The organism is Actinophytocola sp. (assembly GCF_036555685.1).
Lineage (GTDB): Bacteria > Actinomycetota > Actinomycetes > Mycobacteriales > Pseudonocardiaceae > Actinophytocola.
Window position 1 is genome coordinate 32,871 of record NZ_DATBKY010000301.1, and the last position, 11,320, is coordinate 44,190.

General features: G+C 72.8%; 10 protein-coding genes. 7 read left to right on the forward strand and 3 right to left on the reverse strand.

The annotated features are described in order from the left end of the window. Positions 1–71 precede the first annotated feature (71 nt). Genes VH969_RS31595 through VH969_RS31625 form a run of 7 tightly spaced genes read left to right on the forward strand, consistent with a single transcriptional unit; the run spans position 72 to position 9,419 of the window. Complete coding sequence (locus VH969_RS31595) at positions 72–2,261, forward strand: hypothetical protein (protein ID WP_331980997.1); 2,190 nt, start codon at positions 72–74, stop codon at positions 2,259–2,261. Next, the gene (locus VH969_RS31600; RefSeq protein WP_331980999.1) at positions 2,254–3,540 is read left to right on the forward strand and encodes a hypothetical protein; all 1,287 of its coding nucleotides are present in this window, start codon (positions 2,254–2,256) and stop codon (positions 3,538–3,540) included. The genes VH969_RS31595 and VH969_RS31600 overlap by 8 nt, the downstream gene beginning before the upstream one ends. Positions 3,541–3,560: 20 nt before the next feature. Beyond that, positions 3,561–4,082: a hypothetical protein gene (locus tag VH969_RS31605; RefSeq protein ID WP_331981001.1), complete on the forward strand. Its 522-nt coding sequence runs from the start codon at positions 3,561–3,563 to the stop codon at positions 4,080–4,082. 12 nt (positions 4,083–4,094) lie between these two features. After that, positions 4,095–5,378, forward strand: coding sequence for a hypothetical protein (locus VH969_RS31610; protein WP_331981003.1), 1,284 nt, complete (start codon positions 4,095–4,097; stop codon positions 5,376–5,378). A gap of 9 nt (positions 5,379–5,387) precedes the next feature. Then, a complete protein-coding gene (locus tag VH969_RS31615) occupies positions 5,388–7,943 on the forward strand; it encodes a D-alanyl-D-alanine carboxypeptidase family protein (RefSeq protein ID WP_331981005.1) in 2,556 nt (851 codons plus the stop codon). Position 7,944: 1 nt separating this feature from the next. After that, positions 7,945–9,222, forward strand: a complete 1,278-nt coding sequence (locus tag VH969_RS31620) for a hypothetical protein (RefSeq protein ID WP_331981007.1) — start codon at positions 7,945–7,947, stop codon at positions 9,220–9,222. 11 nt (positions 9,223–9,233) lie between these two features. Then, positions 9,234–9,419 (forward strand): hypothetical protein, encoded by a 186-nt coding sequence (locus tag VH969_RS31625; RefSeq protein WP_331981009.1) that lies wholly within the window; start codon positions 9,234–9,236, stop codon positions 9,417–9,419. 64 nt (positions 9,420–9,483) lie between these two features. On the opposite strand, the gene VH969_RS31630 is transcribed toward VH969_RS31625, so the two are convergent. The 3 genes from VH969_RS31630 to VH969_RS31640 form a co-directional block, all read right to left on the reverse strand. Beyond that, positions 9,484–10,041: a DinB family protein gene (locus VH969_RS31630; protein ID WP_331981011.1), complete on the reverse strand. Its 558-nt coding sequence runs from the start codon at positions 10,039–10,041 to the stop codon at positions 9,484–9,486. An 83-nt stretch (positions 10,042–10,124) separates the two neighbouring features. Beyond that, positions 10,125–10,715 carry a DinB family protein gene (locus VH969_RS31635; RefSeq protein WP_331981013.1) on the reverse strand — a complete coding sequence of 197 codons (591 nt, stop codon included), beginning with the start codon at positions 10,713–10,715 and terminating at the stop codon, positions 10,125–10,127. A gap of 87 nt (positions 10,716–10,802) precedes the next feature. Then, on the reverse strand, positions 10,803–11,207 hold the full coding sequence (locus tag VH969_RS31640; RefSeq protein ID WP_331981015.1) for a DUF2267 domain-containing protein: 405 nt from the start codon (positions 11,205–11,207) through the stop codon (positions 10,803–10,805). Between the last annotated feature and the right edge of the window lie 113 nt (positions 11,208–11,320).

Here is an 11,320-nt window from a genome sequence, read left to right on the forward strand (position 1 = left end):
ACGGACTCGTCCAGGAGGAGCCGATGGATCCGCACTCGAATGTGATCGAAGCAGGAACGACGACCGAGGTCATGTCATCGGCCTTGGCGTCGCCGTTCGCCGCCGGCCTGCGCCCCATGGCGGCCGGTGAGTACGGGCCCAGCGAGGAGGCGATGCCCCGCCCGGCCGAGATGCTGGCGACGCCGTTCGCCGAGGGCCTGCTGGACGCGGGCCGGCCCGAGTCGGACACCGCGCTGCAAGCCTTGGCCGAGGAGCTCGCGGACGAGGAGTTCGACGAAGCCGTGCAGGCTTTGGTGGACGAGGCCGCCGGCCGGCACCTGACCGCGGCGCAGACGTGGGGCGCCGAGACGACCGAGCAGCTCGCGGACACCGAGGCGGAGTCCTGGCTTTCCGGGCTCGCCGCGGAGGCCGACGCGCTGCTGGCGCATCTCGAGCAGCGGTTCACGGACCGGACGCCGGAGTCGGTCACCGAGGACGAGCTGACCAACGCGGCCGCCGAGGCGCTGTCCGAGCGGAGCTCGATGCCGGAGAGCGAGGACTTCCTGAAGGCGCTCGCGCGCAAGGCGGTCTCGTTCGCCAAGGGCGCGGCCAAGCTGGCCAAGCGCGGCGTCGCGCTCGTGGGACGCCAGCTGCTCGGCCCGCTGTTCGGCATCCTGCGCCGCCTCGTCCAGCCCTTGCTGCGGCGCGTGCTCTCGGTCGCACTGGACAAGCTGCCCGCGAACCTCCGCCAGGACGCGACCACGCTGGCCGGCAAGCTGGGCATTCCCGTGCCCGCCACCGCGCCCTCCGCGGGCGCGGCGCTCGCCGAGATGTTCGACCACCAGCTCGCGCAGACCGCCGTCACAGACAACCAGGCGTTGGCCGACAACCTCGTGGCGGAGTGGGAGGACGCCGCGGAGGAGGCCGACGGCTCGCCCGTGGTGCGGCTGGACGGCGCCCGGGCGGAGCTGGCGGACCAGATCAGCCAGGCGGAACCGGGATCGGTCCTCACCTCCCAGGTCGAGCGGTTCATCCCCGCCGTCATGGCCGCCCTTCCTCTCATCCGCACCGGCATCGGGGCGCTGGGCCGCGACCGGGTGGTCACCGCGATCGCGACGCCGTTGGCGCAGCTGATCAGCGGATATGTCGGCCAGGACGCGAGCAGGGCGCTCGCGCGGGCCATCGCGGACAAGGGGCTGCGGCTGCTGCGTCTCGAGGCCGAGGCCGACCCGGCGGGTCTGGGTGCCGAGGCGCTCGTCTCGACGCTGGAGGACACCATCGGCGCCGTCGGCCGACTGCCCGGCGAGTCGGCGGCCGAGCCGCTCCGGCTGCGCGCCGAGCTGCAGGAGGCGTTCGCGGAGGCCGCCGCCCGCCACCTGCCGGGCGAGGTGCTCCGAGCCGACCTGGCCGAGCTCGAGGTCGACGGCGAGTCGACCGTGTGGGTGCTGATGCCCCGCGGGCCCGCTCGGCGATACCGGTACCGCAAGTGTGCCCGCGTCTTCCCCGCGCGCATCACGAGGAACGTCGCGAGGACGATCGTCGTCGGCGACCACGGCACCCTCGAGCAGCGCCTCCTCGACGAAGGCGAGACCCGCTGGCCGGTCGAGGGCGAGGTGCACGTCTACGAGACGCTCCCCGGCACCCATCTCGGGCACCTGGCCGCCGCCGAGGGGCAGGTGGACACCAGCGAGTTCGACGAGCTCACGGTGCCGGCCGCCGCGCTGCTGCTCGGCCAGCCGCGCCTCGGCCGGCCCGCTTCGGGCGCGGCCGGCTCGGGGCGCCGGTACTACCGGCTGGACCGCGGGCGCCGCCGGGCTCGCAGGCGGCGGCACCTCCCGCGCGCGCTGGTCGTCCTGGCCCTGACCGGGTCGCAGCCGGTGCTACGGGTGCACCTGCGGCTGAGCGAACGCGGCGCGCACCGGGTCGGGGAGCTGCTCGCCCAGCACGCCGACGTGAAGCTCGTCGCCGACTTCCGCAAGCTGATCACCGGCGTGGTGACGCGATCGTTGCCGGCGAGCGTGGTCCGGCAGGCGCAGCGCACCGGCGTGGCGGTGTCCCCGGCGCAGGCTAGCGCGCTCGCGGCCGCCGTGGGCGAGCAGATGGTCACCGCGATCTCCGCCCAGATCCGCACGCTCGCGCCCACCCTCGCCACGGCGGCGAGCGATCCGGCGGACGGCGTGACGATCACGTTCGAGTTCGGGTTCGCCGACCGCGAGGCACTGCTCGCCGGGCGGCCGAACGCGCCGGTCATCTCCGTGCATCCCGGGCGGCACCATGGCTGAGACGGGGACGGCGGCCGCGGCGGGCACGAGAGAGCAGCTCGCGGCGGAGCTCGCGCACTGGCGCTACGCGGCCGACGCGCTGGCCGACCTCGACCTGGTCGCGTCGCCGGACGCTTGGGCCGGCCTCGAGCAGTACCTCCGGGTGCAGGTGCGCAACCGGCTCGCGGCGATCGTCGCCGCGCTGCGGCTGGAGGCGGCCCGCCTCGACGCGGCACTCGCCGAGGACGGGGATCTCGCCGTACAACGCGGGAACGTCCTGCGGCTGCGGCAGCGGTACTTCCAGGCGGAGACGATCCTGGACTTCTACGGCGACGCGATCGCCACCCGGAGCAACTCCCGGCTGGCCCCGCTCCTGCGCGGTTTCGACACGATCGCGACCGACGGTCTGGAGTCCGTGCTGCGGCCGCTCGGCATCGACAGCCCGCCCGTGCTCGTCTACCCCGACCACGGCCGGGGCGCCGCCATCGTCCGGGCCGGCGTGCGGCTGTGGGACCGGGCGAACCCGTCGCCGGCCGCGGCGATCAAGCTCACGCGGCACAACCTGGCGACCCCGACGGCGCTGTTCCACGAGACCGGACACCAGTTCGCCCACCTCACCGGCTGGACCGGTGAGCTCGGCGAGGCGATGGCCGCGGTGCTGCGCCGCCGGTCGGCCGAGCTGGCCGAGATGTGGCGCGGCTGGGCGAGCGAGGTGGCCGCCGACGTGCACGCGTTCGCCTTGTGCGGCTGGCCGCCGGTGCCGGCGCTCGCGAACGTCGTGGACGGCCCGACCGCCGCGGTGCTGCACGTCCTGCCGGGCGACCCGCACCCGTTCCCGCTGGTCCGGGTGCTGTTCAACGCGGCGTTGTGCCGGGCCTGGTTCGGCCCCGGGCCCTGGGACGTGCTGGCCCGCACGTGGCGGGACCGGCACCTCGACGGCGGCGCCGGCTCGGCGGCAGCCCGGCTGACCGAGCTGAGCCTCGACGCCTTCGCGGACCTGGTCGACGTGTGCACGAGGCGGCCGATGGCCGCGTTCCGCGGCCGCGGGCTCCACGAGGTCGCCGACCCGCGGCGCGCCGCGCCCACCGAACTGGCCGCGCTCGCCGCCCGGGCCGGCCCGTCGCTGCTGACGTCCACCTATCTCGCGCGCAAGGAGCCCGTGCGCATCCTCGCCTGGCTCGCCGGACGCGCACTCGCCGACCCCGCACACGCCCGAGCGCACTGGGAGACCCTCCGCGGCTGGGTCGCCACGCTCGACGGCCCGCAGCCATCCGCCCGCCCACGTGCCGACGTGGCATGAACCGTCAACCAGGAGCCCACATGCCAACCAAACAGCCGGCACCCACCGGCCAGAAACCCGAACCGAACGGCATCGATCCGGCGCTCGTCGACCGCCTCGTCCGCGCCCTCGAGTCGATCGCCGCCCAAGGCCAGCAGGCGCCGACCGCGGTGACGAGCGGCATCGACAACCATGACCACCACGGACCGCGCCCGGACCCCGTCCGCAGCCGTGCCGCGCGTGACTACGACGTGCTGCGAGGACTCCTCGGCCGCGCCGACGCGCCGCTTCCGCTGCGCATGCACCGGAAGAACGAGGGCTACGACACCTTCGTGGTCATCGACGACCCGATCCCCCCGGCGGCGCGTACCGCGATCGTCGAAAGCCCGGGGGACGGGAAATCGGGTCAGCTGACCGAGCACATCGCCATTCCCGACAACGGCAAGGGCGAGCTGGAGCTCGACGAGATCTCGGCGGACATGCCGATCTCCCGCGTCGAGCTGGTCGACTGCCATGACGCCCTCGTCGCGTTCGGCCCGTCCCTGCCCGTCTTCAAGAGCTAGTCCGGAGGAATCATGTACCGCTACCTCGCCAGGCAGTTTCCCGACCCGGCTCGGATCTTCCTCGTCCATCCGATCCAGCTGAGCCGCTGGCTGGAGGTGGCGTGGGCCGCGGCCCCCCAGGTTCCCGTGCTCGGCAAGAGCCCGGCGACCGCGCAGCTCGGCAGCACGACGGTGATCGCGGACTTCGACGTGCCGGAGGAGCTGCTGAAGACGCTGGAACCAGGCATCCTGCTGAACGATCCGGGCAACTGGCAGCAGACGGCCGACCGGCACACCGCGCCGCTGCTGTGGGATCACCTCGTCTACGCGTACCTGATCGAGAGCACCGGCGTGTACGAGATCATCGCCAAGATCCTCGCCCGGATCGTGCGCGGCGAGACCCTCGGCAAGCTGCGGCCGGAAACCCTGCAATGGGCGCGGGTCATGGAGGAGCTGCTGTTCCGGAGCCCGCCGCTGTTCTCGATCGGCGGTGTGGAGAGCAAGCTTCGCGACGACGACCGGATCAACCGCCGCAACGCGTACTGGCGGATGTTCGGCTTCGACCTCCCGCACGCGGTGCCGGGGCTGCCGCCGGGCGCGGCTCCGTGGAAGGCGGACGTAGGCAACGGCGCCAACACCGCGTTCGGCGACCGGTTCCGGGAGCTGCTCACGCAGGTGTGGACCGGCTACGAGAACAAGATCAATCAGGTCGGCGCGAATGCCACGGACGCCCAGTACGTCGGTCTGCTGGCCGAGGCGCTCGACGACATGCTCGGCAACCGCCGGCAGGGCGGGCTGCTCTCGCGGGAGGAGCTGACGTACTCCGCCGGCATGTCCCTGTGCGACCTCACGGTCGCGTCCGACACCCCGGTGGTCCAGGACCTCCAGGCGACCGCCACCAGCCCGGCCGAGCGGCTCGCCAAGCTGGGCGAGCGGGTCGGGGTCGTCCCGGCCCCCCGCGCCCGCGAGCTGTTCGAGCTGTCCGACCCGATGTCCGCGCTGCTGTGGGGTATCGAGCTCGGCCTGTTCAACCCGAACGCCGCGCCGGAGTCGCTATACCTGCCCGACACGATCGGGGGCCCGCCGACCACGTTGAACATCGAGGTGAACCGCATCATCGACCTGTGGCAGTCGGCGACCGGCACGCGCATCAAGATCCCGACCGCCGGCACCGGAGCCGCGGCCCGGCAGCCCGCGCAGCCACTGCGCGCGCCGGTTCCCACGCCGCTTCCCGCACCGGTCCCGACGCCGGCTCCCACGGCGGGTCCGGCGAAGCCGGCATTCGCACCCGCGGGCGTCAACGGACATCGTGTGTGAGGCCTCGAGATGACGAGCGACGTATCCGCGGCGAACCTCGGTGAGGCCGAGTCCCCGTTCGCCGAGACTTCCTGGACCGCAAGCGAAACGGCGGTGACGCTGCCTGCGTCGTGGCCCGAGTACGGCAGCCCCGGCTCCGGCGAGAACGAGTCGCCGTTCGCCCCGGAGGGGTGGGCGGCCGAACCGCCGGCCGTGGCACACGAGACCGGCAGTGCGTTGTCCTCGAGCCGGCTGGAGTGGCCGGGCAAGTCCGCCGAGCAGCTCGCGTTCATGCGCGCCGTGTACGACAAGCACGTCGAGAACTCCCGGAAGGCGGGCGCGACGTTCACCGCGGATCTGCCGGAGCAGGACCTCGACGTGATCGTCGGTGGGCAGCGGGCGCGCAAGGACGCGGCGGCGCAGGCGCGGTCGATGCTGGGCAAGGCGACGACCGCGCTGGGAGCGGCCGGCCTGGCCGGCAAGGTCCAGATCGGCGTCCTCAGTGCCTACCGCCCCGCGAGCCAGCAGTTCCTCATCTGGCAAGGGAAGGGACGCCGGGGCGGCTTCCCGCACTACTACCAGCAGATGGTCGCAAAAGGACGGCTCCACGCCGGTGACTACGGTCCGGCGGCCGTCGAGGCGATGGCACACGAAATCGCGCAGTACGTCGCCGCGCCCGGCTACAGCAACCACCAGGACGGGCTGGCGATCGACTTCGGCACGGGTGCAGCCGGCCAGCAGCTCGGGCTGATCGGCACGCGGTCCTGGTTCCACCGGTGGCTGGTCGACAACGCCGCGAAGTTCGACTTCCACCCGTATGTCAAGGAAGCGTGGCACTGGACCTACCGCCCGCCCGCCCAGCCGGCCCACGCGGTGCGGTCCGGCCCGGCCGGCCGCGAGCTCGCGGTGCAACGGGTGCCGCTGCTCGCGAGCCATCACGGGCCCGGACCCGACCTGATCCTGCGGTGGAACGTGCCGGCGGTGCCCGACTCGATCGACGTCGTGGTCCACCTGCACGGCTTCTGGTACTCGGGCATGAAGCTCGACCGGGACATCAAGCCGGTCAGCGGGCTCGACCTCACGCCCGCCGGATCGGCGACCGGCGCCGGCCGCACCCGGCCGACCATCACCGTGCTGCCGAAGGGCCACGACACCGGCGTGCGGCAGAAAGGCGGCAAGTTCAACGTCTTCACCTTCCCGGCCCTCGTCACGCACACCGGCCTCGACGACCTCGTGCGGTTCTCGCTCGACCGGTTCGCCGCGACACTCGGCGGCCGGCCACCGCGCGTCGACCGGCTCATCCTCACCGCGCATTCCGGTGGCGGCGCGGCGCTGCTCGGCATCCTCAAGCATCCGGACATCGCCCGGCGCGTGCACCAGGTCCACGTGTTCGACGCGCTGTACCAGAGCCCGCGGTATCTCGCGGACTGGGCCGCGGAACGCATTCGAACCGACCGCGCGGCGGCCGGCGGCGCCGACTACATGACCGCCCGGGGCGGGGCGCTGCGCGTGTTCTACCACGGGAACGGGTCCACCAAGCGGTTCAGCGACGAACTGCGGACCAGCCTCTCGGGGACGCTGGCCGGATCGGGGCTGGACCGCTGGTATCGCGTCGAGTCGAGCACGCTCGACCACTTCCGGATTCCCCGCGCGTACGGCTGGCGCGTCCTGGCCGACGCCGCCGCCGACGTCCCGGACGCGTCCGGCGGGCCCGCGACCGGGCACGAGGTCGAGCCGGAGATCTACGGCGCGGCGGAGCTCGCGGAGTGGGACATCGCCGAACCGGAGTCCGAAGCCGGGCCGCAGGCGGAGTCCGAGCGGCAGGGGGATTTCGAGTGGCAGGGGGATTTCGAGTGGCAGGGGGATTTCGCGAACGAATGGGAGGACGAGTCGGAGGAGCTGTTCGAGCTGGAGGAGTTCGCCCGGCACACACTCTACGCGGACGAGTCCGAAGTGGACACCATGGTTCCCGGCGAGGAGGCGGCGCGTTCCCGTCCGGCCGTTCTGACGACGGCCCGGCTGCGCCGGGCATGGCGTGCGTACGAGTGTGCCGAGCAACGGATGGTGCGGCTGCGGCTGTTCGGCAAGTGGAACACCCCGGTGAACCCCGAGACGGTGGACGCCTGGCGCGCGCTCGAGCAGGCGCTCACCGGCGCCGGGTACCACCCACATCGCGCGTGGGTGTTCAACTGCCGCAACATCGGCGGTCAGCAGACGCGGTCGCTGCACGCCTACGGGCTCGCGATCGACATCGACCATGCGCAGCCTGCCTGCAACGTCAACCGCGCCACCCCCGACGGGCGGCCGGTCAGGTTCTCCACTGCCGCGACGAAGGAGGAACGCTGCCGCGACGTGCGGGCCGGCACCGCCGACACCAGCTTCACACCTCAACAGGTCGCGGCCGTCGAGGCGATCAAGACGGTCGACGGCCATCAGGTGTTCGCCTGGGGTGGCCGCTGGCGTACCACGAAGGACACGATGCACTTCCAGATCAACGTGGAGCCCGCGGAGCTCGCCCGCGGGCTCACGCAGCCGGCGCCCGCGCCGGAGGTCTCAGCCGAAACGAACGACCTGGAAGCGTGCTGACGTGCCGTACCCGCTGTCACTGTCGCCATTGGACTTCGGCGGTTTCATCGGCATCGGCCCGGCGCTGGGCGGCACCTTCACCACCATCACGCCCAGCGCCGCGACCGACACGGCGGCCGCGACGGCGGCCAGCCCCTTCCTGCTGAACTTCGCGTCGGCATCGCCGCCCCCGCCCGGCGTGGCGACGCTGCACGTGGTGAACACCGGCCCCGCGGGTGGCGACCTGTTCCGGTCGGGCCTGGTCACCGGTCTCCCGCCCGGCACGCCTGCCTCGCCGGCGCCCCTGACGGCCATCAGCGTCCCGACCACGCGCACCACGCTCTCCGCCGCGGCGCTGGCCGCGGCGGTGTCCGGGCGCGTCGGCACCGTCACGTTGACGCCGCCTCCGTGGGTGGTCGCCGCGGTCGCCGCCGCGTCGCTCGGCGCGTACATCCCGCTCACCGGAGCCGTAACGGGCATCGTCCCGACGCTCACCCCCGCCACGCCCGGAGCTCCCGGCTCGGTCACCGTCACCGTGACGGGGTTCTTCACCTTCCGGGTCTTCTACCTGTTCACCGACACGATCACGTTCACCGGCACCCTCGTGCTGACGCCGGCGCCGTCCGGTGACGCCAGCCGGCCGGGCCGGATCCTCAGCGTTCCCGGCACCACCACGCTGGCCGTCACGACCACCGGACCCTCGCCCACGCTCGCCGTGGCGGGAATGTTCCTGTCCCTCATGGCGCCCGGGGTGGGAGCCATCCTCCAGCCACAGATCGAGTCGGCCATCAACGACGCGATCGACGGGCTGGTCGCCCCGGGCCTGGCCGGCCTGGGCTTCCTGCGCAGTCCCTCCAGCGTCGTGTCGGCGCGGCGGGTGGTGGTGACCGCCGCCAACCTGGTCCTGGCGCTCGTGCTCGCGGACCTGTTCGGCCCCGCCGTCATCCCGATACCCGGTCACCTGCACGCGGCGGTCTCCCCCACCCCGCAGGCCGGCGCGAACCGTGCCTACACGGCGACCGTGACGAACGCGGACACCGGGACGCCAGTGGACCAGGCCGACGTGACCTTGAACAACTTCACCACGACCGGCGCGGCCCAGACGGTGGGCCCGCTGCAGACCGGCACGAGCGGCCAGGCGGCGTTCACCGCCACGCTGCGGCCCAAGATCAGGTGGCAGGTCGACCCCATCACGCACGAACGGACACGGCACTTCGTGCCGCCCACCCTCACCGTGTCCAAGCCCGGCTTCACCACGACCAACGTCCGGCTGCTGCAGGATCCGGGCGAACTCGAATAGCCTCACCCGCCATGGGCAAGTGGCTGCTCGTCGGTCTCGGCGTGGTGCTGGTGATACTCGGTGCGGTGTGGACGCTGCAGGGATTGGGCTACCTCGAAGGCAGCTTCATGACCGGCCAGAAGCTGTGGACGGGAATCGGCGTGCTGTGCGTGCTCGGCGGCATCGTGCTGGCCGTCGGCGGGCTGCGGAGAAGGTGAGGCGTCCGGTTCGAGGCGGACATCGACCGTCCGCCTGGAGCGCAACACCCGTCGCGGCGGGCCGTCAGGGCCGGGGCGGGCTCTCACCCACCAGGCCGTCGACGGACTCGCGGAGCAGGTCGGCGTGCCCGGTGTGGCGGGCGTACTCCTCGATCATGTCGGCGAGCACCCGCCGTAGGTTCGGGGTGCGCCCGTCGGGCCAGGTGAAACGGGCCGGCTGGTCGGCGCCGCCCGTGGCCAGCGCGGCGGCGACCAGCGCACGCGAACGAGCGACCGCCGCGTGCCAGAGGGCGTACAGCTCCTCGGGCCTGTCGTCGGCCGCGGTGCGCCACTCCCAGTCCGGGTCGGCGTCCCAGTCGACCCCGTCCCACGGCGGGCCGAGCGGTTCGCCGCACAGCTTGGCCGCGAACCAGTCCGCCTCGACCAGGGCGAGGTGCTTGAGCAGGCCGCCCAGGGTCATCGTGCTCGCGGCCGTCGTGGCCCGCAGGCCGTCGGCGTCGAGGTTTCCGCACTTCCAGGCGAACGTGCGCCGGTTGCGCTCCAGCGTGCTGAGCAGCGTCGCGATCTCGTCACCGGCCATCACGGGGCTCGCGAACGGAGTCTGCTCGGTGTCGTCGGTCATGCCCGCACGCTAGGGCCGGTTCCGGACGTTCGGCTTCCGGATTCGCCGGCAAGTCGCCTGGGCGACCGGGACTCCTGCCGCGGTCACCGCGCCCCGGCGATCTTCGCGGCCTGCTCGATCCGGTCGCGATGAGCCGCCCACCAGGCGGCGTCGCCGTCGGGCAGGTTCGAGCGGTCCGCTCGAATCCCCGCCGATCCGTCGATGAGCTCGCGGACGATGTCGGCATGCCCGGCGTGCCGCTCGGTCTCGGCGATCATGTGCACGAGGACCCGGTGCAGGGTCGGCTCCCGCGCCTCGGGCCTCCACCACGGGACCATGCCGGTGGCGTCGAGCGGGACCGCGTCGATCGTGGCGTCGGCGTGCGCCCAGGCGCGGCGGTAGAGACCGACGATCTCCTCCCGCGACTCGTCCGCGGTGGCCCACATGTCGGCGTTCGGCTCGGCGTCGTCGGCCAGCCAGGGCAGCGGCTCGCCGAACGGCCGGCCGAAGCAGTCGCCTAAGTACCCGGCGGCCACGCTGGCGACGTGCTTGAGCAGCCCGAGCAGGTTGGTGCCGGTCGGCACCAGCGGGCGGCGGACGTCGTACTCGGAGAGCCCGTCCGTCTTCCAGAGCAACGCATCGCGGGCTCGGGTCAGGTAGTAGTGCAGTTCCGTTTTCGGGTCCGAACCAGTCATGCCGGCAAGCATGCTCCCGATCACCGGCGTGCGCGCCTGCATTTCCGTCGACCGTCCCGAATGGACACTCCGGGGTCGCCGCGTGGGTCAGCCGTGCCGCTCGTCCGCGGGCGCCGTCGACAGGAGGTCGTCGGCGAAGTCGTCCGGCAGCTGGGCCGTCAGGTCGGCGAACTCGCCTTCCGGCACGCCCGCCTTCAGCGCGGCGACGACCGCTCGCGCGTGTTCGCGAGCGCCGTCGACCGTGCAGCCGCGGCCCTCCTCGTCGGCCACGCGCCGGTAGAACTCCTCCACCCCGAACGTCGCGCCCCGCCCGGCTTCCGGCAGCGCCTCGGCGATGCCGGCCGGCAACTGCGCGGCCAGGTTCCGCGGCTCGGCACCGGCCAGCCGGATGCCGAGCACGGCGAGCGTGGCACGTGTCGCGTCCGCCGCGTGGTCCGCGCCCGCCAGGCCCGAGATGTCGCGAACGGCCGCCACGATCTCCTGCTCCCTCATCACGAACTCCTCCGCGCTGTCCGGTCCGGTTCCGCATGCGCGTACCCACGTGCGTCGGATCGACACACGAGCCGGGCGAGCACGGCGTTTCCACCGGTGGCCGGCGGGTACGC

Excerpts from the sequence above, each read along its gene's own strand:
- VH969_RS31610 (WP_331981003.1), top strand. The coding sequence starts at position 4,095 with ATGTACCGCTACCTCGCCAGGCAGTTTCCCGACCCGGCTCGGATCTTC.
- VH969_RS31640 (WP_331981015.1), bottom strand. The coding sequence starts at position 11,207 with ATGAGGGAGCAGGAGATCGTGGCGGCCGTTCGCGACATCTCGGGCCTG.
- VH969_RS31600 (WP_331980999.1), top strand. The coding sequence starts at position 2,254 with ATGGCTGAGACGGGGACGGCGGCCGCGGCGGGCACGAGAGAGCAGCTC.
- VH969_RS31625 (WP_331981009.1), top strand. The coding sequence starts at position 9,234 with ATGGGCAAGTGGCTGCTCGTCGGTCTCGGCGTGGTGCTGGTGATACTC.
- VH969_RS31615 (WP_331981005.1), top strand. The coding sequence starts at position 5,388 with ATGACGAGCGACGTATCCGCGGCGAACCTCGGTGAGGCCGAGTCCCCG.
- VH969_RS31605 (WP_331981001.1), top strand. The coding sequence starts at position 3,561 with ATGCCAACCAAACAGCCGGCACCCACCGGCCAGAAACCCGAACCGAAC.
- VH969_RS31595 (WP_331980997.1), top strand. The coding sequence starts at position 72 with ATGTCATCGGCCTTGGCGTCGCCGTTCGCCGCCGGCCTGCGCCCCATG.
- VH969_RS31630 (WP_331981011.1), bottom strand. The coding sequence starts at position 10,041 with ATGACCGACGACACCGAGCAGACTCCGTTCGCGAGCCCCGTGATGGCC.
- VH969_RS31635 (WP_331981013.1), bottom strand. The coding sequence starts at position 10,715 with ATGACTGGTTCGGACCCGAAAACGGAACTGCACTACTACCTGACCCGA.